Source organism: Streptomyces sp. NPDC001770, assembly GCF_053596135.1.
This window is the reverse complement of record NZ_JBSFFN010000012.1, coordinates 44,154-67,753: the sequence shown is the minus strand read 5'-3', so window position 1 is coordinate 67,753 and position 23,600 is coordinate 44,154. Positions and strand designations below refer to the sequence as shown.

19 protein-coding genes are annotated in these 23,600 nt (G+C 72.1%); 2 read left to right on the top strand and 17 right to left on the bottom strand.

Features of this window, described 5'->3' with window-relative positions; all coding sequences use genetic code 11:
* Positions 1–222: 222 nt before the first annotated feature.
* On the bottom strand, positions 223–1,689 hold the full coding sequence (locus ACWCSV_RS13390; RefSeq protein ID WP_451141610.1) for a GuaB1 family IMP dehydrogenase-related protein: 1,467 nt from the start codon (positions 1,687–1,689) through the stop codon (positions 223–225).
* Between the two features lie 331 nt (positions 1,690–2,020).
* Between ACWCSV_RS13390 and ACWCSV_RS13385 the strand changes: the two genes are divergently transcribed.
* Positions 2,021–3,064 carry a terpene synthase family protein gene (locus ACWCSV_RS13385; protein WP_451141608.1) on the top strand — a complete coding sequence of 348 codons (1,044 nt, stop codon included), beginning with the start codon at positions 2,021–2,023 and terminating at the stop codon, positions 3,062–3,064.
* 127 nt (positions 3,065–3,191) lie between these two features.
* On the opposite strand, the gene ACWCSV_RS13380 is transcribed toward ACWCSV_RS13385, so the two are convergent.
* From ACWCSV_RS13380 to fmt, 4 genes are all read right to left on the bottom strand, one after another.
* On the bottom strand, positions 3,192–4,187 hold the full coding sequence (locus ACWCSV_RS13380) for a sugar-binding transcriptional regulator (RefSeq protein WP_386892791.1): 996 nt from the start codon (positions 4,185–4,187) through the stop codon (positions 3,192–3,194).
* A 132-nt stretch (positions 4,188–4,319) separates the two neighbouring features.
* A complete protein-coding gene (gene rpe, locus ACWCSV_RS13375; RefSeq protein ID WP_451141606.1) occupies positions 4,320–5,003 on the bottom strand; it encodes a ribulose-phosphate 3-epimerase in 684 nt (227 codons plus the stop codon).
* 121 nt (positions 5,004–5,124) lie between these two features.
* Positions 5,125–6,558 carry an RsmB/NOP family class I SAM-dependent RNA methyltransferase gene (locus ACWCSV_RS13370; RefSeq protein ID WP_451141604.1) on the bottom strand — a complete coding sequence of 478 codons (1,434 nt, stop codon included), beginning with the start codon at positions 6,556–6,558 and terminating at the stop codon, positions 5,125–5,127.
* A gap of 80 nt (positions 6,559–6,638) precedes the next feature.
* On the bottom strand, positions 6,639–7,571 hold the full coding sequence (gene fmt / locus ACWCSV_RS13365; RefSeq protein ID WP_451141602.1) for a methionyl-tRNA formyltransferase: 933 nt from the start codon (positions 7,569–7,571) through the stop codon (positions 6,639–6,641).
* A 253-nt stretch (positions 7,572–7,824) separates the two neighbouring features.
* Between fmt and ACWCSV_RS13360 the strand changes: the two genes are divergently transcribed.
* Positions 7,825–8,376, top strand: a complete 552-nt coding sequence (locus ACWCSV_RS13360) for a hypothetical protein (protein ID WP_451141600.1) — start codon at positions 7,825–7,827, stop codon at positions 8,374–8,376.
* A 113-nt stretch (positions 8,377–8,489) separates the two neighbouring features.
* Here the strand turns inward: ACWCSV_RS13360 and ACWCSV_RS13355 are convergent, their stop codons facing one another.
* The 12 genes from ACWCSV_RS13355 to ACWCSV_RS13300 form a co-directional block, all read right to left on the bottom strand.
* A complete protein-coding gene (locus ACWCSV_RS13355) occupies positions 8,490–10,592 on the bottom strand; it encodes a primosomal protein N' (protein ID WP_451141789.1) in 2,103 nt (700 codons plus the stop codon).
* Between the two features lie 172 nt (positions 10,593–10,764).
* Positions 10,765–11,985 (bottom strand): methionine adenosyltransferase, encoded by a 1,221-nt coding sequence (metK, locus tag ACWCSV_RS13350; protein ID WP_451141598.1) that lies wholly within the window; start codon positions 11,983–11,985, stop codon positions 10,765–10,767.
* 239 nt (positions 11,986–12,224) lie between these two features.
* Positions 12,225–13,430 carry a bifunctional phosphopantothenoylcysteine decarboxylase/phosphopantothenate--cysteine ligase CoaBC gene (coaBC, locus tag ACWCSV_RS13345; protein WP_451141596.1) on the bottom strand — a complete coding sequence of 402 codons (1,206 nt, stop codon included), beginning with the start codon at positions 13,428–13,430 and terminating at the stop codon, positions 12,225–12,227.
* A 173-nt stretch (positions 13,431–13,603) separates the two neighbouring features.
* On the bottom strand, positions 13,604–13,876 hold the full coding sequence (rpoZ, locus tag ACWCSV_RS13340; protein ID WP_003970369.1) for a DNA-directed RNA polymerase subunit omega: 273 nt from the start codon (positions 13,874–13,876) through the stop codon (positions 13,604–13,606).
* Positions 13,877–13,999: 123 nt separating this feature from the next.
* Entirely contained in the window at positions 14,000–14,617 is a 618-nt protein-coding gene (gene gmk, locus ACWCSV_RS13335; protein ID WP_390965088.1) for a guanylate kinase, read from the bottom strand.
* A 38-nt stretch (positions 14,618–14,655) separates the two neighbouring features.
* Positions 14,656–14,979: an integration host factor gene (locus ACWCSV_RS13330; protein ID WP_327174683.1), complete on the bottom strand. Its 324-nt coding sequence runs from the start codon at positions 14,977–14,979 to the stop codon at positions 14,656–14,658.
* 261 nt (positions 14,980–15,240) lie between these two features.
* Entirely contained in the window at positions 15,241–16,092 is an 852-nt protein-coding gene (pyrF, locus tag ACWCSV_RS13325; RefSeq protein ID WP_451141594.1) for an orotidine-5'-phosphate decarboxylase, read from the bottom strand.
* Positions 16,089–17,198, bottom strand: a complete 1,110-nt coding sequence (locus ACWCSV_RS13320; RefSeq protein WP_451141592.1) for a quinone-dependent dihydroorotate dehydrogenase — start codon at positions 17,196–17,198, stop codon at positions 16,089–16,091. Before ACWCSV_RS13320 ends, pyrF begins: the two co-directional genes overlap by 4 nt.
* A 99-nt stretch (positions 17,199–17,297) precedes the next feature.
* Entirely contained in the window at positions 17,298–20,606 is a 3,309-nt protein-coding gene (carB, locus tag ACWCSV_RS13315) for a carbamoyl-phosphate synthase large subunit (RefSeq protein ID WP_451141590.1), read from the bottom strand.
* The gene (gene carA / locus ACWCSV_RS13310; RefSeq protein ID WP_451141588.1) at positions 20,599–21,741 is read right to left on the bottom strand and encodes a glutamine-hydrolyzing carbamoyl-phosphate synthase small subunit; all 1,143 of its coding nucleotides are present in this window, start codon (positions 21,739–21,741) and stop codon (positions 20,599–20,601) included. The genes carB and carA overlap by 8 nt, the downstream gene beginning before the upstream one ends.
* The gene (locus ACWCSV_RS13305; protein WP_451141586.1) at positions 21,738–22,316 is read right to left on the bottom strand and encodes a PH-like domain-containing protein; all 579 of its coding nucleotides are present in this window, start codon (positions 22,314–22,316) and stop codon (positions 21,738–21,740) included. Before ACWCSV_RS13305 ends, carA begins: the two co-directional genes overlap by 4 nt.
* Complete coding sequence (locus ACWCSV_RS13300; protein ID WP_451141584.1) at positions 22,313–23,599, bottom strand: dihydroorotase; 1,287 nt, start codon at positions 23,597–23,599, stop codon at positions 22,313–22,315. The genes ACWCSV_RS13305 and ACWCSV_RS13300 overlap by 4 nt, the downstream gene beginning before the upstream one ends.
* Position 23,600 lies beyond the last annotated feature (1 nt).

The following is a 23,600-nucleotide window of genomic DNA, read 5'->3' as shown; positions in this document are numbered from 1 at the left end:
GAACGGGACTCATATTACTTACGCCACCACGGAGTTGAAGCAACAGACCGGCCGACGACGGACCTCGACCGGACAACGCGGGAACGACTGCGCTGACCGCGACCGGACAACGCGGGAACGACTGTGCGGACCGCGACCGGACAACGCGGGGACGACTGTGCCCCCCGCGGTCGATCGCCGCGGGGGGCACAGGAGTTGCTCAGGTCGAAGCGACCGGCCGGATCAACTCCAGCTGGCGTGGAGGGGCTTGCCCTCCGCGTATCCGGCGGCGCTCTGCACGCCCACGACCGCCTTCGCGGCGAACTCCTCCAGGGAGGCCGCACCGGCGTAGGTGCAGGACGAGCGGACGCCCGCGATGATCGAGTCGATCAGGTCTTCGACGCCGGGGCGCGACGGGTCGAGGAACATCCGCGAGGTGGAGATGCCCTCCTCGAAGAGCGCCTTGCGGGCGCGGTCGTAGGACGACTCGTCGGACGTGCGGTTCTTCACCGCGCGGGCCGAGGCCATGCCGAACGACTCCTTGTAGTAGCGGCCGTCGGCCGACTGCTGGAGGTCTCCGGGCGACTCGTACGTGCCGGCGAACCAGGAGCCGATCATCACGTTGGACGCGCCGGCCGCGAGGGCCATGGCCACGTCGCGCGGGTGGCGGACGCCGCCGTCCGCCCAGACGTGCTTGCCGTACTTCTTCGCCTCGGCGGCGCACTCCAGCACCGCGGAGAACTGCGGGCGGCCCACGCCGGTCATCATCCGCGTGGTGCACATGGCGCCGGGGCCGACGCCGACCTTGATGATGTCCGCGCCCGCCTCGATGAGATCGCGCACGCCCTCGGCGGCGACGATGTTGCCCGCGACGATCGGGACCTTCGGGTCGAGGGCGCGGACCGCGCGCACCGCGTTGATCATGGATTCCTGGTGGCCGTGGGCGGTGTCCACGACGAGGGTGTCCACCCCGGCGTCCAGGAGCTGCTTGGCCTTGCCCGCGACGTCTCCGTTGATGCCGACGGCGGCGGCGATGCGCAGCTTGCCCTCGGCGTCGGTGGCGGGGGTGTACAGGGTGGCGCGGAGCGCGGCCTTGCGGGTGAGGATGCCGACGAGCCGGCCCTCCGCGTCGACGGCGGGGGCGAGCTTGCGGTTGGCCGTGTCGAGCCGGTTGAAGGCCTCGCGGGGGTCGATGTCCGCGTCCAGTACGACCAGGTCCCTGGACATGACCTCGGAGAGCTGCGTGAAGCGGTCCACACCGGTCAGGTCGTGGTCGGTGACGACGCCGACCGGCTTGCCGTCCTCGTCCACCACGACACCCGCGCCGTGGGCGCGCTTGGGCAGCAGCGAGAGGGCGTCCGCGACGGTCTGGCCGGGGGCCAGCACGATCGGGGTGTCGAGGACGAGGTGGCGCGTCTTGACCCAGGAGATGACCTCGGTGACGACCTCGATCGGGATGTCCTGCGGGATGACGACGAGGCCGCCGCGACGGGCGACGGTTTCGGCCATCCGCCGCCCGGCGATGGCGGTCATGTTGGCCACCACCAGCGGGATGGTCGTCCCGGTGCCGTCGGGCGCGGAAAGATCCACTCCTTGGCGCGATCCGACCGCCGAACGCCCCGGAACCATGAAGACGTCGTCGTACGTGAGGTCGTACGGGACGGAGGGGGTGTCTGAGTAGCGGCCGGTGCCAGGTTCGAGAAAACGCATGACACCCATGCTTCCACGGGAATCGCCGCAGGTCGCCCCGGAAAAGGCACAGCAATGGCCACCGGCGCTCGTAGATTCCTCCAAGAGCCCACGGCGGTGGTGCCCGGGAGCATACCCCGACCGGCGGAACCTACCCCGATCCGATGACGCGTACACACCACCCCCGATCAATCGAACTTAATTCGAATACATGGCGATCTCCCAGGCTGGACCAGGTGATAAGCAGTCAGGTAGTTTCACCACCCGCAGGTCTTGGGGGCACCCGGGACACGAGAGGGAACGTCCCAGGCCGCCCGTCACGCGAATGACCGGAGAGGACCCGGATCCGCCCGTGGATAGTGAACTGCCGGACATTTACTGCCCGTTCCCCCAGCGCACGAATCCGCACGTCGGGCACGTCCGAAAGCACCTCGACACCTGGACGCGCAGCACCGGGCTGGTGCACCGCGAGTCCGCGCGCGAGCGATTCGAACAAGCCGACTTCGCCGCGTTCGTCGGCATGGTCCACCCCACGGCGGACGCCGAGCGGCTGGCCCTGGTGGCCGACTGGTTCGTCTGGCTGTTTCTCGTCGACGACCAGCTCGACGACGGCCACCTCGGCCGCGACCCGGAGCGGGTACGGGACGTCGTGGCCAGGATGCGCGCCGTCGTGGACGGCACGGCCCCGGACACGGAGCCGGGCGAGGAGCTGCCCAGGGCCGTCGTGGCCCTGGCCGACCTGTGGGAACGCACGACTCCGGGCGTGGCCCCGCACTGGCGCACCCGCTTCACCTTCCACCTGGTCGCCTACCTCACCACGGCCACCACCTGGGAGGCCGGGAACCGCGCGGACGACGTCGTCCCGTCCGAGGAGACGTACATCGCCAAGCGGCGTCACACCGGGGCGATCCACGTCTGCATGGACCTCATAGAGATCGTCGCCGGGATAGAGGCGCCCGAGTCGATCCACAACGACCCCCGGTTCATCACCGCGCTCGAGGCCTCGTGCAACGTGGTCTGCTGGGCCAACGACGTCTACTCCTACGAGAAGGAGCAGGTGCTCGGCGAGATCCACAACCTCGTCCACCTCGTCCGCCACCACCGCGGGCTGGGTGAGCAGGAGGCGCTCGACCTGGTCGCGGACCGGATAGCGACGGAGACGGAGAGGTTCCTGACGGCGGAGGACGAACTCCTGGAGCTGCACCCGCAGTTGACCGGCCTGCTCGTGCCCTATCTGGACGGCATGCGCAGCTGGATGCGCGGCAACCTCGACTGGTCGCGGCAGACACCCCGGTACAACCCCGCCGACGTCAGCCAGTACGAGGAGCCCGGGCAGTACCTGGAGGAGGCCGTGCTCGGCATCGCGGCCGACCACGCGGGCCACGCGCGCGGCTGAGAACGCTTCGGCTCCGCACACGCCTGGAGGCCGGCACCCCGTCGCGGGGTGCCGGCCTCCTGGCGTGCGGGGAGGTCTCCGCCGTGCGGGAAGGTCTCCGCCGTGCGGGAGCAGTGCGGGAGGTCCGTCAGTGGCCGTCCGGGTCGGCCCGCTCCAGGGCGGGCCGGATTCCGGCGGCGGACTCCGTCAGCAGGTACTCGGCGGCCGCCGTGTCCGTCACCAGGCTGGTCACCAGGCCGGAGCGGAGCACCGCGCCGATCGCCGCCGCCTTGCGCTGGCCGCCCGCGATGGCGACGACCTCGGGAATGCGGCGCAGCCGGTCGGCCTCCACGGTGATGCAGCGCTCGCCCAGATCACGGCCGACCCGGCGCCCTTCGGCGTCGAAGAGGTGGGCGGACATCTCGGCCGCGACGCCGAGGGAGGCGTAGTGGGAGCGCTCGTCGTCCGAGAGCATGTCGTGGACGGTGGAGATGCCCGGCTCCCAGGAGCCGATGGAGACCGCGGCGACGGTGACCTTGTCGAAGTAGTCGAAGGCGCGCGCGATCCCCGTCTGGTTGCGGAGCGCGGCCGCGGTGGCCGGGTCCGGCAGCAGCATCGGGGCGTAGATGGGGTGCGCCTCGCCGCCGGAGACCTGTGCGGCCCTGCGGACCGCTTCCACGGACCCGCGCTCGGCCGTGCCCGCGTCGTAGACGCCGGTCAGCTGGACGACCGTGCACGGCGGCAGCTGGTCGAGCGCCGCCGCCATGTGGATGGTGGACCGGCCCCAGGCCAGGCCGAGGACATCGCCCTCGGTCACCAGCTCGCCGAGCAGATCGGCCGCGACCTCGCCCAGGTTCTCCGGGTCGGGGGCGTCGTCCTGCTCGTCCGCCGGAGACTCCACGACGACCGCGTGGCGCAGCCCGTACCGGGACCGCAGCGCGTCGGAACGCTCCGCGTCCAGCTCGGCCGGCACCCGGATCTCGATGCGTACGAGATCACGCTCGAGCGCCGTCTCCAGGACCCGGGCCACCTTGAAGCGGCTGACGCCGAACTCCTCGGCGATCTGGATCTTGGACTTGCCCTCCAGATAGAACCGTCGAGCCATGGCCGCCGCCTGCACGAGCTCCGCGGGGCCCATCCGCATGGCTGACCGACCCGCCGAGATGCCAGACACCGCGATCTCCTCACTGCTGTTCACATGCCCGCTACGCCGTTCATCCTGTCAGATCCGGCGAACTTGATCGGCCGCGTCGGGCCTCGTTCATCTGCCCTTGGCTCAGTGGCCGCATGCCCAGGGCGCTGCGGCCGTCGCCGCCTCCGCCTTCGCCCGCAGCGCGCGCACCGCCCCGGCCGGGTCGGACGCCCCGTACACCGCCGAACCCGCGACGAAGACGTCGGCGCCCGCCTCGGCACAGCGCTCGATGGTCTCCTCGGAGACCCCGCCGTCGATCTGCAGCCACAGGTCGAGCCCGTGCTTGGAGATCAGGTCCCGGGTGCGGCGGATCTTCGGCAGCATGATGTCGAGGAACGCCTGCCCGCCGAAGCCCGGTTCCACCGTCATGATGAGCAGCATGTCGAGCTCGGGGAGCAGGTCCTCGTACGGCTCGATGGGCGTCGCCGGCTTGAGCGCCATCGACGCCCGGGCGCCCTTGGCCCGGATCTCCCGCGCCAGCCGGACCGGGGCCGCCGCCGCCTCCACGTGGAAGGTGACGGAGCCCGCACCCGCCTCCACGTACTGCGGCGCCCAGCGGTCCGGGTTCTCGATCATGAGATGGCAGTCGAGCGGGGTGCCGGTGGCCCGGCTCAGCGACTCCACGATGGGCACACCGAGGGTCAGGTTGGGCACGAAGTGGTTGTCCATCACGTCGACGTGGAGCCAGTCGGCGCCCTGAACCGCCTTCGCCTCATCGGCGAGGCGGGCGAAGTCGGCGGAGAGGATGCTGGGGTTGATCTGGGCCATGCCCCAAGCCTGCCATGCTCCGGACCGCTTCCCCGCCACAGGGAGCCCCAAAGCCTCACGGGGTGGTCACGGTTCGGGCAACGCGCGCCGCCCGGGACCGGCTCCCCGGGCGGGCCGGCGGTCAGCCCGTACGCCGCAGCAGCGCGAGGTACATCGCGTCGGTGCCGTGCAGATGGGGCCAGAGCTGCACGTCGGGGCCGTCGCCCAGTGCGGGGACGCCCGGCATCAGGGGGCGGGCGTCCACCCACTCCGCCTCGACCGGGTCGCCGCCGCGCCCCTTCAGTACGTCCTCCACCACGGTCCGGGTCTCGGCGAGGTGGGGCGAGCAGGTCGCGTACCCGACGATCCCGCCGACCCGTACCGCCTTCAGCGCCTCGCGCAGCAGCCCGCGCTGGAGCGGCCCGAAGCCCTCCAGGTCCTCGGGCCGGCGGCGCCAGCGCGCCTCGGGGCGGCGGCGCAGCGCGCCCAGGCCGGAGCACGGCACGTCCATGAGGATGCGGTCGAAGCTGCCGGGCCGCCACGGCGGTCGGGTGCCGTCGGCGGTGATCACCTGGTACGGGCCGGGGTTGCCGGCCAGGGCCCGCTCCACGAGCCGGGCGCGGTGCGGCTGCTTCTCGGCGGCGAGCAGGGCGGCGCCCCGCCCGGCGGCGAGTGCGGCCAGCAGCGCGGCCTTGCCGCCGGGACCGGCGCAGCCGTCGAGCCAGCGGGTGTCGTCGCCCTCCAGCGGGGCGTTGGCGAGGGCGGCGGCGACGAGCTGGCTGCCCTCGTCCTGCACACCCGCCCGGCCGTCCCGTACGGCGGCCAGCGCGCCGGGCTCGCCGCCCTCGGCCATGCGGACGGCGTAGGGCGACCAGCGGCCGGGGAGCGACTGCTCCTCGCCCAGGGCCTCGACGAGTTCATCGGTGGTGGACCGGCCGGGGCGGGCGACCAGCGTCACCTCGGGGCGCTCGTTGTCGGCTTCGAGGAGGTCCTCGATGCCGGCCCGGCCGCCGCCGAGGGAGTCCCAGAGGGCGGAGACCACCCAGCGCGGGTGCGAGTGGACCACGGCGAGGTGCGCCTCGGCGTCCTCGTCGAAGGGCGGCGCGACCTGGTCGAGCCAGGCGTCCAGGTCCTTCGCGGTGACCTTGCGCAGCACCGCGTTGACGAACTTGGCGCGCCCCTCCCCCAGCACCACGCGCGCCAGCTCGACGCTGGCGGAGACGGCGGCGTGGGTGGGGATGCGGGTGCCGAGCAGCTGGTGCACGCCCATGTTGAGGACGTCGAGCACCGGCGGGTCGACCTCGCGCAGCGGCCGGTCGATGCAGGCCGCCACGATCGCGTCGTACGTGCCCTGCCGGCGCAGCGTCCCGTAGACCAGCTCCGTCGCCAGCGCCGCGTCGCGGCCGTCGAAGTCGCCCTTGGCACGGGCCTTCTTCAGCAGCGGGGGCAGCACGAGGTTGGCGTAGGCGTCGCGCTCGTCGACGGCCCGCAGGGCCTCGAAGGCCAGGAACCGCACCGGGTCCTTCTTGGGGCGGCGGTGGGGCTGGGCGGGACGGCGACGAGGCTGGTCGTTCACGTGAAAGGTGCTCCGCTGATGGTGAGGGGGCGAACCCGCCCAGCCTACGTCGCCTCCGGCCCGGTGACGGAACCGCGGAGCTACAGCCCCAGCAGCTCGCCGGGGGCGATGCGGACGCCGCGCGCCCAGTCGGCGGCCTGCATGGGCTTCTTGCCCTGGGGCTGGACCCAGAGCAGTTCGACGGCGTGCGAGCCGGTGCCCACGTACACGTTCTTCTTGGTGGCCGAGATCTCGCCCGGGGCGAGGTCGTGGCGGTCGGTCACCGGGCTTGCCTGGACGAGCTTGAGGCGCTCGCCGCGGAAGAGCGTCCAGGCGCCTGGGGCGGGGGTGCAGCCGCGCACGATCCGGTCGACCCGCAGGGCGGGCGCCGACCACTGCACCTGGGCGTCCTCGACGGTGATCTTCGGCGCGAGGGTGACCCCGTCGGCGGGCTGGGGCACCGCGTGCAGGGTGCCGTCCTCGATGCCGTCCATCGTCGCGACGAGCAGCCCCGATCCGGCGAAGGCGAGCCGGGTCAGCAGGTCGCCGCTGGTGTCGGTCGGGCGGACCTCTTCGGTGAGGACCCCGTAGACGGGTCCCGAGTCGAGGCCCTCCTCGATGAGGAAGGTCGAGGCGCCGGTGACCTCGTCCCCGGCCATCACGGAGTGCTGCACGGGGGCGGCGCCGCGCCAGGCGGGGAGCAGCGAGAAGTGCAGGTTGACCCAGCCGCGGGCGGGGATGTCCAGGGCGGCCTTCGGCAGCAGCGCGCCGTAGGCGACGACCGGGCAGCAGTCCGGGGCGATCTCCCGCAGCCGGGCCAGGAAGTCCTCGTCGCGCGGGCGGGCCGGCTTGAGGACCTCGATCCCGGCCTCCTCGGCGCGCTCGGCGACCGGGCTGGCGACCAGCCGGCGTCCCCGGCCCGCCGGTGCGTCGGGACGCGTGACCACGGCGGCCACCTCGTGGCGGCCGGAGGCGATCAGAGCGTCCAGGGCGGGGACTGCTACCTCGGGGGTGCCTGCGAAGACGAGCTTCATGGGTGGCTGACTGCCTCTCGGGCGGACGTACGGTGACGAGCGACGCACCAGTCTAGGTGGTGGCCCTCGCCAGGGCGGGCCGGGCCGTGCCCGAGGGGGCGCACACGCGGCGTACGCCCGGCGCACATGCGGAAACGGCCGGAGAGCGTGACCACAAGGGCGGGTCGGGCGTTGGTCAAAGGAGATTGACCGAAGCGAGTCGCCGCGCTGCGGCGGCCCGATCCCTTTCAACGCCGGTTCGAGAGGCTTCTTCATGGCCGACCACGCAACGCACGACGCCCAAGCGCGGGCCAGTCTGCATCTCCTGGTGCGGGACATCGAGCGGGTCAGGCGGCAGGTGGACGCGCTGCGCACCCTCACCGCGCAGCTGGGCAACGTCTACCGTCCGCGCCGCTCGGGGCCGTCCGCGGGCTTCGTGGTCTACGGACGGGCCCCGGCCCCCACGGTCCGTCTGGCCCAGGAGCTGCGGGACAGTGTCGAGACGCTCGTCACCGCGGCGGTCGACTTCGACCGTTCGCTGGGATTCTCCTGGGACGCGGTGGGTTCGGCCCTGGGCGTCACCAAGCAGGCGGTGCACCGCCGTTACGGCGCGCGCCGTACGACTCCGCAGCCCGCCGGGGAGACCGCCGAGGCCACGGCCGGGCGCTCCGCGCCGGCCTCCGCCGAACCGGGGATCCCGCCCGGCGCGGGTGCCCCGGTGCCGTCCGTGCCCGCGGCCCGGTCGATGCCCCCGCAGCCCGCGCAGGGAACGCCGCTGCGCGGGGAGATGCGTCCGGGCGTCTTCCCCGGCCCGCGCAACGGCTGACGCAACGGCCGACGGAGCGGCTGCCGGAACGTCGACGGAACGGGGCCGGAGCAGCCGGGCCCACGCGACGAAAGGGCTGCCCCCGGCACACCACCGGCGCGGCCCGCGCGGCCTCAGCCGATGTCGGGCGGATCGATCCTGATACGTACGGGCTCCGCACCGCCCCGGGCGGTCCGCGCGGCCTGGGCGGTCTTCAGCGCGGCGGCGAGCGCGGCGCCGCGCCCGGGGACCACGCGGATCAGCAGCCGCTCCCAGGTCTCGCCGCGCGGCGCGTCCCCGGCCCTGCGCGGTCGGCCCGGCCCGGCGGAGGGCACCGGTACGGGCCCGAGGACCTCGGCCTCCGGCGGCAGGCTCGCGCTCTCCAGGAACGCGGTGAGTGCCCCGGGCGTGCCCGTGACGGAGGCCATCCGGGAGACGGGCGGAAAGCCGAGTTCGGCGCGCTCGGCGAGCTCCCGGCGGGCGAACCCGGCGGGGTCCCACCGCACCAGGGCCTGGACGGGGCCGAGCGTCGGCTCGGCCACCACGACCACGGTGCCGCCCTCCTCCTGGCCCCGGACCAGCGAGGCGGCGGCGATCCAGCGGCGCAGCGCCTCCTCGCCCGCGCGGAGGTCGGGCCGGCCGAGCATGGCCCAGCCGTCGAGGAGCAGCGCCGCGGCGTAACCGCCCTGGGCGACGGGCTCGGCGCCGGGCGTGCTCACCACGAGGGCGGGTTCGCCCGGCACCTCGTCCAGGATGTGGTCGCGCCCCGAGGTGCGGACCGGCACCTTGGGGAAGGCGCGGCCGAGTTCGTCCGCCGTCCGCCGGGCCCCGACGATCCGCGCGCGCAGCCGGGTGGCCCCGCACGCGGCGCACTGCCAGGCGTGCTCGGGCCGTCCGCACCAGGCGCAGTCGAGTTCCCGCTGGTCCTGGGCCTGGAGCGGTCCGGCGCAGTGCCGGCAGCGGGCCGGGGTGCGGCAGCGCTCGCAGGCGAGCCTGGGGGCGTACCCGCGGCGCGGGACCTGTACGAGGACCGGGCCGTCGCGCAGTCCGTCACGCGCGGTCTGCCACGCCAGGCTGGGCAGCCGGGCGGTGCGCGCGGCGCCGTCCCGGGCGAGCTGCTCGTCGCCGATGGTGCGGATCATCGGGGCGGCGCGGCGTACGTGGTCGCGGGTGGCGGTCAGCGGCAGGGCCCAGCCGGTCTCGACCAGCTGGGCGGCCTCCACCGTGCAGCCGGTGGCGCCGAGGAGGAACCCGCACCGCGCGTGCGCGGCCCGGAGCTCCAGCACTTCCCGGACGTGGGGGAAGGGGGCGTTGTCGTCGCTGTGGCTGGAGTCCCCGTCGTCCCAGATCACGACGAGGCCCAGGTCCGCGACGGGTGCGAACATCGCGGCCCGTGTCCCGACCACCGCCCGCACCGAGCCGCGCCGGACGGCGAGCCACTGGCGGTACCGCTTCTCCGGGCCGGACTCCGCGGTGAGCAGGGCGTGCAGGCCCGGCCCGAGCAGCGCGGTCAGCGCGGCGTCGACCCGTCCGGCCGTCCGTCCGTCGGGGACGACGACGAGTGCGCCGCGTCCGGAGGAGAGAGTGGCCGCGACGGCCCGGGCGATCTCGTGCGGCCAGTGCGGTCCGGGCAGGGCGGTCCACACGGCCCGGGGTGCGCCGCCTTCGGCGAGCGCGCGCAGGAACCCGGGCCCCTGGGCGTACTGTTCCCAGCTGCCCGGCTCGGGGGGCGGGGGCGGCGGCAGCGGCTGGGGCGAGGGCTTGCTCTCGGCGCGGCCGTTGCGCGGCGGCACCGCGAGCTGGAGCACGTCGGCGAGGCTGCCCGCGTACCGGTCGGCGACCGCGCGCGCCAGCCCCAGCAGCTCCGGCGAGAGGACCGGCTCCGGGGAGACGACGTAGGCGAGCGCGGCCAGCGTGCCCTGGTAGTCCGACTCCGCCCGCCGCTCCACGAGGAATCCGTCGATCAGCCCGCCGCCCTCGCGCCGGCCGCCCCGGACCTGGCGTCCGCCGGCGCCGAAGCGCACCCGCACCCGGACTCCGGGCCGTGCGTCGGCGTCGAGCTCCTCGGGCACCGCGTAGTCGAAGTACTGGTCGAGGTGGAGCACGCCCTTGTTCACCAGGACCCGGGCGACGGGCAGCTCGGCGGCGAGCGGCGCGCCGCGCCAGGTACGCGGCTTGGCGCGCGGCACGTTCGCCCGGCGCACGGTCTCCCGGATGAGGGCAAGCTGTTCCGGCATGCCGTCCCCGGGCTCGTCCGCCCGCCCGTCCTCGCTGCTCACAGCCACATTCCTACCAGAGGGGTCCGACAGTGCGGGGGTCACGGCGACGGCCGGGGCCCGGACACCGTGGTGACGGTGTCCGGGCCCCGGCCGTATGTACGCCTGCGGGTCCTCGTGCGGACCGGCGCGGTCAGAGACCGGCGGCGGCGCGCAGCGCGTCCACCCGGTCGGTGCGCTCCCAGGTGAAGTCGGGGAGCTCGCGGCCGAAGTGGCCGTACGCCGCCGTCTGCGCATAGATCGGGCGGAGCAGGTTCAGGTCGCGGATGATCGCGGCCGGGCGGAGGTCGAAGACCTCGCCGATGGCGTGCTCGATCTTGTCGGTGTCGACCGCGGCGGTGCCGAAGGTCTCGACGAACAGACCGACCGGCTCGGCCTTGCCGATCGCGTACGCGACCTGTACCTCGCAGCGGGCGGCGAGCCCGGCGGCGACGACGTTCTTGGCCACCCAGCGCATGGCGTACGCGGCCGAACGGTCGACCTTCGACGGGTCCTTGCCCGAGAAGGCGCCGCCACCGTGGCGGGCCATGCCGCCGTAGGTGTCGATGATGATCTTGCGGCCGGTGAGGCCGGCGTCGCCCATCGGGCCGCCGATCTCGAAGCGGCCGGTCGGGTTCACCAGGAGGCGGTAGCCCTCGGTGTCGAGCTTGATGCCGTCCTCGATGAGCTGCGCGAGCACGTGCTCCACGACGAACTCGCGGATGTCGGGGGCGAGCAGCGAGTCGAGGTCGATGTCCGAGGCGTGCTGCGAGGACACCACGACCGTGTCGAGGCGGACGGCCTTGTCGCCGTCGTACTCGATGGTGACCTGCGTCTTGCCGTCGGGGCGCAGGTAGGGGATGGTGCCGTTCTTGCGGACCTCGGAGAGCCGGCGGGAGAGCCGGTGCGCCACGTAGATCGGGAGCGGCATCAGCTCGGGCGTCTCGTCGCAGGCGTAACCGAACATCAGGCCCTGGTCGCCGGCGCCCTGCTTGTCGAGCTCGTCGTCCTCGACGGCTGCCGCACCCAGCACCCGCTTCTCGTACGCGGTGTCGACACCCTGGGCGATGTCCGGGGACTGCGCTCCGATGGACACCGAAACGCCGCAGGACGCGCCGTCGAAGCCCTTCTTGGAGGAGTCGTAGCCGATCTCCAGGATCTTGTTGCGCACGAGGTTGGGAATGTCGGCGTAGGCCTTGGTCGTGACCTCACCCGCGACATGCACCAGACCAGTGGTGATCAAGGTTTCGACGGCGACGCGCGAGGTGGGGTCCTCGCGCAGGAGCGCGTCGAGAATCGTGTCGCTGATCTGGTCAGCGATCTTGTCGGGGTGACCCTCGGTGACGGATTCCGAGGTGAAGAGACGGCGGGACACATCGCTCCCTGGGGTTGCAGCGGCTGCTGGCTGATCATGGGTGGACGGTCGGGAGCTGCGCCCGGCACGTTCCGCGACCAGTTTATCGGTCGCTTCCGACGGTTGGGCCACGCGTCTCGCCCCTTGGGAGCGCTGTGACGTGCGGCACTGACGAATTCGGGGGGTCGGGCCCTCCTGCGGAAGCACTCTGGAGCCCTATTTTCTCCTCCGCCCCGGCCGCGGGTGCGGCGGGGGTGAATCTACCCCGGGAAACGTACGGCTACCAGATCCCACACAGTGTCGGCGAGGGCCTCCTTGGGCCCGTGCGGCACGGGCTTCTCGCCTCCGTCCGCGGCCAGGACCACCGCTTCGTTGTCCTGGGACCCGAAGGTCTTGCGCTCCCCCACCTCGTTGACGACGAGGAGGTCACACCCCTTGCGGTGGAGCTTCGCGCGCCCGTTGGCGAGCACGTCGTCGGTCTCCGCGGCGAATCCCACGACCACCTGTCCGGGTGCGGCCCGTTCGGCGGAGAGCTCGGCGAGGATGTCCGGATTCCGCAGGAGCTCAATGACCGGATCCGCTTGGTCGTCGCGCTTCTTGATCTTGCCCGTGGCGTACACGGCGGGCCGGAAGTCGGCGACGGCGGCGGCCATCACCACGGCGTCCGCGCCGGCGGCCGCCTTCAGGACGGCCTCCCGCAGCTGGACCGCGGTGCCCACGTGGACGACGTCGGCGCCGGCCGGGTCCGGCAGACCGGTGTTCGCCTCGACCAGGGTGACCCGGGCGCCGCGGGCTACGGCCGTGCGCGCGAGGGCGTACCCCTGCTTGCCGGAGGAACGGTTGCCCAGGTAGCGGACGGGGTCGAGCGGCTCGCGGGTGCCTCCGGCGCTGACCACCACGTGGCGTCCCGCGAGATCGGGCGCCGCGGCGCCCCGCGCGAGCACCCGGCGGCAGACCTCGAAGATCTCGGCGGGGTCGGGGAGCCGTCCCTTGCCGGTGTCCACGCCGGTGAGCCGGCCGACCGCGGGCTCGATGACCACGGCGCCCCGGCGCCGCAGGGTGGCGACGTTCTCCTGGGTGGCGGGGTGCTCCCACATCTCCGTGTGCATGGCGGGCGCGAACACGACCGGGCAGCGGGCCGTGAGCAGGGTGTTGGTGAGCAGGTCGTCGGCGAGCCCGTGGGCTGCCTTGGCGAGCATGTCGGCGGTGGCCGGGGCGACCACGACGAGGTCGGCGGCCTGCCCGGTGCGCACGTGGGGCACCTCGTGGACGTCGTTCCAGACCTCGGTGGAGACCGGGTGTCCGGAGAGCGCGGACCAGGTCGCGGCGCCGACGAAGTGCAGCGAGGCCGCGGTGGGCACCACGGTCACGTCGTGCCCGGACTCGGTCAGCCGGCGGAGCAGCTCGCACGCCTTGTACGCGGCGATGCCTCCGCTGACCCCCAGAACGACCTTCGGCTTCTCCACTGCGTCTCCCCGCACTCGGCTCGGTGTCCTTCCATGCTGCCCCACCGGCGCGGACCGGTGTCCGGCGGGCCGGGTCTCCGCCCGCACACGGACACACCCCGGGCCCGGCGGATGATCCGCCGGGCCCGGGGTGAAGGTGCGTTCTTCCCGCCTGGGGCAGGAGGTGCGGCTGCTTACTGCGCGGGGCCCTCGATGGCCTCGGAGGTCAGCAGGCCGGCGTTGATCTCGCGGAGCGCGATCGACAGCGGCTTCTCGTGGACGTGGGTGTCGACGAGCGGACCGACGTACTCGAGGAGGCCTTCACCGAGCTGCGAGTAGTACGCGTTGATCTGGCGCGCGCGCTTGGCGGCGTAGATCACGAGGCTGTACTTCGAGTCGGTGGCCTCGAGGAGCTCATCAATCGGCGGGTTGATGATGCCCTCGGGCGTGGTGATGGAAGAGGACACTCTCTGCCTTCCGAAGGGGGTGTAGATCAAAGAGATCTTTGATGCTGCGGCTGCCGGCCGGCGGTGATCCGTGCGGTGAGGCTGACACTCGGCGTCGGCCGTGAGGCCGTTCGCGTCGCTTCCTCAGTCGCTCGTGGCACGGTGGTCGGAAGCCTGAAGCATCAAGGCTAGCAGCTCGCGTGCCACGTCCTCGACGGAGGTGTTGACGAGGGTGGTGTCGAACTCCGCCTCGGCGGCCAGTTCGACCCGGGCGGCGGCGAGCCTGCGCTCGATCACCTCGGGCGGTTCGGTGCCCCGGCCGGTGAGCCGGCGGACCAGCTCGTCCCAGCTCGGCGGGGCCAGGAAGACGAGCCGCGCGTCGGACATCGACTCGCGGACCAGCCGGGCGCCCTGGAGGTCGATCTCCAGCAGCACCGGCTCGCCGTTCTCCAGGCGGTCGAGGACGGCCCGGCGGGGGGTGCCGTAGCGGTTGCCCGCGAACTCCGCCCATTCGAGCAGCTCGCCGTTGGCGATCAGCTTGTCGAACTCCTGGTCGTCCACGAAGAAGTAGTGGACGCCGTTGCTCTCTCCGGGTCGCGGCTTGCGGGTCGTCGCCGACACCGAGAGCCAGACTTCGGGGTGGACCTTGCGCATATGCGCGACGACCGTGCTCTTGCCGACCCCGGAGGGGCCGGAGAGCACGGTCAGCCGCGGACGTACGTCCGGGGGTACGGGGGACGTCCCCCGGGATGAAGCAGCCATGCAGCGATTATCCAGGTTCTCAGGGGTGCCTGAGAACGTCAGGCGGCGGTGCCGCCGAACTCTCGCTCCAGGGATGCGATCTGATTGGAGCCGAGACCCCGGACCCTACGGCTCTCGGAGATCCCGAGACGCTCCATGATCTGCTTGGCGCGGACCTTGCCCACGCCCGGCAGGGACTCAAGGAGTGCGGAGACCTTCATCTTGCCGATGACGTCGTTCTCCCGACCCTGCTTGATGACCTCGTGGAGCGAGGCGCCGGAGTGCTTGAGTCGATTCTTGACCTCGGCCCGCTCCCGGCGAGCCGCGGCGGCCTTTTCGAGCGCGGCTGCGCGCTGTTCAGGGGTAAGGGGCGGAAGAGCCACGCCTACGTCACCTCGGATGTCGATCTGTCGGATACGGACCGGTGAGGAACCTGTCGCCCCACACCTGGCGAGCCACGAACAACGGCACGAACAACAACCTGTGCTCGTTGGCTCTCGACGGAGACTAGCGGCCAACCGCTCCGGAGTCAGCGAGAACGAACGAAAAGTCCTGGTCAGCCTTGGCCGACCAGGACATTTCCGGCATAAAGGCCGGTATTTTGCTCAGGAATTCGTCAACGCGCTGTTATGTGTCGCATTCAACTATCCGTGAACGGCCGTACGGACCTCGTCGGCGAAGCGTTCGGCGGCCTCGCGCAGACCCGCCGCGTCGGGTCCGTGACGGAGAACACCCCGGCTCACGCTCGGCACCACGTTGCCCACCGCGTCGCCGAACACGCCCGGCAGATCGGCCGGGGTGGCGCCCTGGGCGCCGATGCCCGGAGCGAGCAGCGGACCGTTGATCGCCAGATTCACCCCGGCGTCCCCGAGGGTCGCACCGACCACCGCGCCGACCGAGCCGAGCGGCTCGGCCCCGGCGTTCTCGGCGGCCATGTGGTCGAGCATCAGCTGGGCCAGCGAGCGGCCGTCCGCCGCGGTCGCGCGCTGCACCTCGGCGCCCTCCGGGTTGGAGGTGAGCGCCAGGACGAAGACGCCCGCGCCGGAGACGGCGGCGGCGTCGAGCGCCGGGCGCAGCGAGCCGAAGCCGAGGTACGGCGAGACGGTGACCGCGTCCGAGAAGAGCGGCGAGTCCTTGTCCAGGTAGGTGGCCGCGTACGCGGCCATGGTGGAGCCGATGTCGCCGCGCTTGGCGTCCATGAGCACGAGCGCGCCGGCCGAGCGGGCCTCGGCGACGGCCGCCTCCAGGACGGCGACGCCGCGCGAGCCGAAGCGCTCGAAGAACGCGGACTGCGGCTTGAGGACGGCGACCCGGTCGGCGAGCGCCTCGACGACCGTACGGGTGAAGCGCTCCAGGCCCGCGATGTCGTCGGACAGGCCCCAGGAGGCGAGCAGCGAGGCGTGCGGGTCGATGCCGACGCAGAGCGGGCCGCGGGTGTCCATGGCGCGGCGCAGACGGGCGCCGAAGGGTTCGAGGGGCGCGGTTTCGAGGGTCACTGTGCGGCCTTCCGGGTGTCGGCGCCGACGGCTTCGGCGAGCGTGGCGTACGGGGATGCGGCGAGCCGGGCGGCGAGACCCCTGTGGATCGCGCGGGCGTAGAACGGGCCTTCGTAGATGAAGGCGCTGTAGCCCTGGACGAGCGTCGCGCCGGCCAGAATGCGCTGCCAGGCGTCCTCGGCGCTCTCGATGCCTCCGACGCCCACCAGGGTGATCCGGTCGCCCACGCGCTCGTACAGGCGCCTCAGGACCTCCAGGGAGCGTGCCTTGAGCGGGGCGCCGGAGAGCCCGCCGGTCTCGCCGGTCAGGGAGGCGGGCGAGCGCAGGCCGAGACCGTCGCGGGCGATGGTGGTGTTGGTGGCGATGATGCCGTCGAGGCGGAGTTCCACGGCGAGGTCGGCGACGGCGTCGACGTCCTCGTCCGCGAGGTCGGGGGCGATCTTGACCAGGAGCGGGACGCGGCGGTCGGTCACGGTGCGGTCGGCGGCCTCGCGCACGGCGGTCAGCAGCGGGCGCAGCGCCTCGGTGGCCTGGAGGTTGCGCAGGCCGGGGGTGTTGGGCGAGGAGACGTTGACCACGAGGTAGTCGGCGTGGGCGGCGAGGCGCTCGGTGGACTTCACGTAGTCGGCGGCGGCCTCGGCCTCCGGGACCACCTTGGTCTTGCCGATGTTGACGCCGACGGTGGTGCGGAAGACGGGCTCGCGGGCGCCGAGGCGGGCGGCGACGGCGGCGGAGCCCTCGTTGTTGAAGCCCATGCGGTTGATCAGGGCGCGGTCGGCGACCAGGCGGAAGAGCCGCTTCCTGGGGTTGCCGGGCTGCGGCTCGCCGGTCACGGTGCCGATCTCGACGTGGTCGAAGCCGAGCATCGCCATGCCGTCGATCGCGATCGCGTTCTTGTCGAAGCCGGCGGCGAGGCCGAAGGGGCCGTGCATCCGCAGGCCGAGGGCCTCGGTGCGCAGGGCCTTGTACCGGGGGGCGAGCACCGCGGCGACGAAGGTCCGCAGGACGGGGGTACGGGCGGCGAGACGGATCCACCGGAAGGCCAGGTAGTGGGCCTGCTCGGGGTCCATCCGCTTGAAGACCAGCTGGAAGAAGAACTTGTACATCGAAGGTGTCCTCACGAAGAGGGGGACACCGCAGACCGGTGTCCCCCTTGCCTGGCCGGCCCGGACCCAGAAGGGTCCGGGCCGGTCCGTCCGTACCGACTAGTCGCGGGCCGCCGTCAGGTGCTCGGCGTGCTCCTGCAGGGACCGTACGCCGACGTCCCCGCGGCGGAGCGCGTCGATGCCCTGGACCGCGGCGGCGAGCGCCTGGACGGTCGTCAGGCACGGCACCGAGCGGGCCACCGCGGCGGTCCGGATCTCGTAGCCGTCGAGCCGGCCGCCGGTGCCGTACGGCGTGTTGACGATGAGGTCGACCTGGCCGTCGTGGATGAGCTGGACGATGGTCTTCTCGCCGTCCGGGCCCTCGCCCTCGGACTGCTTGCGCACGACGGTGGCGTTGATGCCGTTGCGCTTGAGGACCTCGGCGGTGCCGGAGGTCGCCATCAGCTCGAAGCCGTGGGCGACGAGCTCCCTGGCCGGGAAGATCATCGAGCGCTTGTCGCGGTTGGCGACCGAGATGAACGCGCGGCCCTTGACGGGCAGCGGGCCGTAGGCGCCGGCCTGGGACTTGGCGTAGGCCGTCCCGAAGGCGGAGTCGATGCCCATGACCTCACCGGTCGAACGCATCTCCGGGCCGAGGACGGTGTCCACCCCGCGGCCGTGGATGTCGCGGAAGCGCGACCACGGCATGACGGCCTCCTTGACGGAGATCGGCGCGTCGAGCGGCAGGGTGCCGCCGTCGCCCTGGGCCGGCAGCAGGCCCTCGGCGCGCAGCTCGGCGATGGTCGCGCCCAGCGAGATGCGGGCGGCGGCCTTGGCGAGCGGGACGGCGGTCGCCTTCGAGGTGAAGGGGACGGTCCGGGAGGCGCGGGGGTTGGCCTCCAGGACGTAGAGGATGTCGCCGGAGAGCGCGAACTGGATGTTGATCAGTCCGCGGACGCCGACGCCCTTGGCGATGCCCTCGGTGGAGACCCGCAGGCGCTTGATGTCGTGGCCGCCGAGGGTGATCGGGGGCAGCGCGCAGGCGGAGTCGCCGGAGTGGATACCGGCCTCCTCGATGTGCTCCATGACGCCGCCGAGGTAGAGCTCGGTGCCGTCGTAGAGCGCGTCGACGTCGATCTCGATCGCGTCGTCGAGGAAGCGGTCGACCAGGACCGGCCGGGTGGGGCTGATCTCGGTGGACTCGGCGATGTACGAGGACAGGCGGGTCTCGTCGTAGACGATCTCCATGCCGCGTCCGCCGAGGACGTACGACGGGCGCACCAGGACCGGGTAGCCGATCTCGTCGGCGATGGCCTTGGCCTCGTCGAAGGTGGTGGCGGTGCCGTGCTTCGGCGCGGGCAGGCCGGCCTCGGCGAGCACCCGGCCGAAGGCGCCGCGGTCCTCGGCGGCGTGGATCGCCTCGGGGGACGTGCCGACGACGGGCACGCCGTTGTCCTTGAGCGCCTGCGACAGGCCGAGCGGGGTCTGGCCGCCGAGCTGGACGACGACGCCCGCGACGGGGCCCGCGAGGGTCTCCGCGTGGACGATCTCCAGGACGTCCTCCAGGGTGAGCGGCTCGAAGTAGAGCCGGTCGGAGGTGTCGTAGTCGGTGGAGACGGTCTCCGGGTTGCAGTTGACCATCACGGTCTCGTAGCCGGCGTCGCTCAGGGCGAAGGAGGCGTGGACGCAGGAGTAGTCGAACTCGATGCCCTGGCCGATGCGGTTGGGGCCCGAGCCGAGGATGATCACCGCGGGCTTGGTGCGGGGCGCGACCTCGCTCTCCTCGTCGTACGAGGAGTAGAAGTACGGCGTCTTCGCCGCGAACTCGGCGGCGCACGTGTCGACCGTCTTGTAGACCGGGCGGATGCCGAGCGCGTGGCGGACCTCGCGGACGACGTCCTCGCCCAGGCCGCGGATCTCGGCGATCTGCGCGTCGGAGAAGCCGTGGCGCTTGGCCTCGGCGATCACGTCGGCGTCGAGGCGCTCGGCGGAGGCCAGCCCGTCGGCGATCTCCTTGATCAGGAAGAGCTGGTCCACGAACCACGGGTCGATCTTCGTGGCGTCGAAGACCTCCTCGGGGGTGGCACCGGCGCGGATCGCCTGCATGACCGTGTTGATGCGGCCGTCCGTGGGGCGGACCGACTCGGCGAGCAGGGCGTCCTTGTCGCCGGGCTCTCCGGTGAAGGAGAACTGCGAGCCCTTCTTCTCCAGCGAGCGGAGCGCCTTCTGCAGCGCCTCGGTGAAGTTGCGGCCGATCGCCATGGCCTCGCCCACCGACTTCATGGTGGTGGTGAGGGTGGAGTCGGCGGAGGGGAACTTCTCGAAGGCGAAGCGCGGGGCCTTGACCACGACGTAGTCGAGCGAGGGCTCGAAGGAGGCCGGGGTCTTCTCGGTGATGTCGTTCGGGATCTCGTCGAGCGTGTAGCCGACGGCCAGCTTGGCGGCGATCTTGGCGATCGGGAAGCCGGTGGCCTTGGAGGCGAGCGCCGAGGAGCGGGAGACGCGCGGGTTCATCTCGATGACGATGATCCGGCCGTCGGTGGGGTCGATGGCGAACTGGATGTTGCAGCCGCCGGTGTCGACGCCGACCTCGCGGATGATCGCGATGCCGATGTCGCGCAGCCGCTGGTACTCGCGGTCGGTGAGCGTCATCGACGGGGCGACGGTGATGGAGTCGCCGGTGTGGACGCCCATCGGGTCGAAGTTCTCGATGGAGCAGACGACCACGACGTTGTCGTTCTTGTCGCGCATCAGCTCCAGCTCGTACTCCTTCCAGCCGAGGATGGACTCCTCCAGGAGCACCTCGGTGGTCGGCGAGAGGGTGAGGCCCTGTCCGGCGATGCGGCGCAGCTCCTCCTCGTCGTGGGCGAAGCCGGAGCCGGCGCCGCCCATGGTGAAGGAGGGGCGGACGACGACGGGGTAGCCGCCGAGGGTCTCGACACCCTGGATGACGTCGTCCATCGTGTGGCAGATGACCGAGCGGGCGGACTCGCCGTGGCCGATCTTCTGGCGGACGGCTTCGACGACGCCCTTGAAGAGGTCGCGGTCCTCGCCCTTGTTGATCGCCTCGACGTTGGCACCGATCAGCTCGACGCCGTACTTCTCCAGCACGCCGTTGTCGTGCATGGAGATGGCGGTGTTGAGCGCGGTCTGGCCGCCCAGCGTCGGCAGGAGGGCGTCGGGGCGTTCCTTGGCGATGATCTTCTCGACGAACTCGGGGGTGATCGGCTCGACGTAGGTGGCGTCGGCGATCTCCGGGTCGGTCATGATCGTGGCCGGGTTGGAGTTGACCAGGATGACGCGCAGGCCCTCGGCCTTGAGCACGCGGCACGCCTGGGTACCGGAGTAGTCGAACTCGGCGGCCTGGCCGATGACGATCGGGCCGGAGCCGATGACCAGGACGGACTGGATATCGGAGCGCTTAGGCACGCTGGCCCTCCATCAGGGTGACGAAACGGTCGAAGAGGTACGCGGCGTCGTGCGGGCCCGCGGCTGCTTCGGGGTGGTACTGGACGCTGAACGCGGGCTGGTCGAGGAGGTGCAGTCCTTCGACGACCTGGTCGTTCAGGCAGACGTGGGAGACCTCGGCGCGGCCGAACTCGGTGTCCGAGATCTTGTCCAGGGGCGCGTCGACGGCGAAGCCGTGGTTGTGCGCGGTCACCTCGACCTTGCCGGTCGTGCGGTCCTGGACGGGCTGGTTGATGCCCCGGTGGCCGTACTTCAGCTTGTAGGTGCCGAAGCCGAGGGCGCGGCCGAGGATCTGGTTGCCGAAGCAGATGCCGAAGAGCGGCGTCTTCCGCTCCAGCACGGCGCGCATCAGCGCGACAGGGCCGTCGGCGGTGGCGGGGTCGCCGGGGCCGTTGGAGAAGAACACGCCGTCGGGGGCGAGGGCGTAGACGTCCTCGGCGGTCGCGGTGGCGGGGAGCACGTGCACTTCGATGCCGCGCTCGGCCATCCGGCGGGGGGTCATGCCCTTGATGCCGAGGTCGATGGCGGCGACGGTGAACTTCTTCTCGCCGATCGCCGGGACGGTGTAGGCCTCCTTGGTGGCGACCTCCTCGTACAGGCTGGCGCCCTTCATCTGCGGCTGGGCCTGGACGCGGGCGAGCAGCTCGGCGTCGGGGGCGAGTGCCTCGCCGGAGAAGACGCCGGAGCGCATCGCGCCGCGCTCACGCAGGTGGCGGGTGAGGGCGCGGGTGTCGATGCCGGAGATCCCGACGACGCCCTGCTTGGCGAGCTCCTCGTCGAGGGAGCGGCGCGAACGCCAGTTGGACGGGATGCGTGCGGGGTCGCGCACGACGTAGCCGGAGACCCAGATGCGGGAGGACTCGTCGTCCTCGTCGTTCCAGCCGGTGTTGCCGATCTGCGGCGCGGTGGCGACGACGATCTGGCGGTCGTACGAGGGGTCGGTCAGCGTCTCCTGGTAGCCGGTCATGCCGGTGGAGAAAACGGCCTCGCCGAAGGTCTCCCCCACGGCCCCGTAGGCACGGCCGCGGAAGATGCGGCCGTCCTCCAGGACGAGTACGGCGGGAGCTTGTGCGGCTCCCCGGGTGGAGATCGTCATCGTGCGGTGCCTTCCGTAGTGCTGGTGAGAGAGGTGAGGGTGTCGACCCAGGTCCGGTGCTCGGCCGCCTGGTCGGAGCGGAACCCGGAGTCGATCAGCTTGTCGCCGTGGGCCCAGGTGATGACCAGCAGGCCGCCCTCGGGGAGGACCTTGCCCGCGATCGCCCGCTCGTGCCGGGCCTCGCGCAGGGCCGCGGCCGGTACGAAGAAGCCGGCCGCTCCGGGGCGTACGACGTCCAGGCCCTGCTCCGTGAGGGTGAGCTCGACCCGGCTGCGGGTGCCCAGGCCGTGCGCGACGATCCGGTCGAGCCACTGCCCGGCGGTGGTGGAGCCGTGGTAGCGGCCGGAGAGCTTCAGGAGCGGGGTGCCGTCCGCGAATCCCTCGGGGGTGGCCGCGAGCTCCGGCAGGTCGGACTGGAGGCTGCCGCGCCACTTCCATCCCTGGCGCATCAGCCAGTAGACGAGGGCCACGAAGACCAGTATTCCGACGACCCAGCTGATCCGGGCGGACCAGTCGGTCACTTGGGCCGACTTCTGTTCGGCGGCCAGCTGGTACAGGGGGATCAGTTTTGTCACGTGAGCTTCCCGTCGACGACCGTGGCACGGCCCCGCAGGAAGGTGTGGGTGACCCGTCCCGGCAGCTCACGGCCCTCGTAGGGGGTGTTGCGGCTGCGGGACGCGAAGCCCGCGGGGTCCACGGTCCCACGGTATGCCGGATCGACGAGAACGAGGTTGGCGGGCTCACCCGCCGAGACGGGGCGGCCGTGTCCGTCGAGCCGGCCGATGGCCGCCGGGCGGAACGACATGCGGTCGGCGACGCCCGCCCAGTCGAGCAGACCGGTCTCGACCATCGTCTGCTGGACGACGGAGAGCGCGGTCTCCAGGCCCACCATGCCCATCGCCGCCGCGGCCCACTCGCAGTCCTTGTCCTCGTGGGGGTGCGGGGCGTGGTCGGTGGCGACGCAGTCGATGGTGCCGTCGGCGAGCGCCTCGCGCAGGGCCAGGACGTCGGCCTCGGTGCGCAGCGGCGGGTTCACCTTGTAGACCGGGTTGTACGAGCGGACCAGCTCGTCGGTGAGGAGCAGGTGGTGCGGGGTGACCTCGGCGGTGACGTTCCAGCCCTTGGACTTGGCCCAGCGGACGATCTCGACCGAGCCTGCCGTCGACAGGTGGCAGATGTGCACGCGGGAGTCGACGTGGGCGGCGAGCAGCACGTCGCGCGCGATGATCGACTCCTCGGCGACGGCGGGCCAGCCGCCGAGGCCGAGCTCGGCGGAGACGGTGCCCTCGTTCATCTGGGCGCCCTCGGTGAGGCGGGGTTCCTGGGCGTGCTGGGCGACGACACCGTCGAACGCCTTCACGTACTCCAGGGCGCGGCGCATGATCACGGCGTCGTCGACGCACTTGCCGTCGTCGGAGAAGACCTTCACTCCGGCGGCGGAGTCGTGCATGGCGCCGAGCTCGGCGAGCTGCTTGCCCTCCAGGCCGACGGTGACGGCGCCGATCGGCTGGACGTCGCAGTAGCCGGACTCCTTGCCGAGCCGCCAGACCTGCTCGACCACGCCGGCGGTGTCGGCGACGGGGAAGGTGTTGGCCATGGCGTGCACGGCGGTGAAGCCGCCGACCGCCGCGGCCCTGGTGCCGGTCAGGACGGTCTCGGAGTCCTCGCGGCCGGGCTCGCGCAGGTGGGTGTGGAGGTCGACCAGGCCGGGCAGCAGGACCAGACCCGCCGCCTCGACGACGGTGGCGTCCGCCGCCTCGATGCCGGTGCCGGTCTCGGCGATGGTCTCGCCGTCGATCAGGACGTCCTGGACTTCGCCACCGAGGATCTGCGCGCCGCGGATAAGGATCTTGCTCATG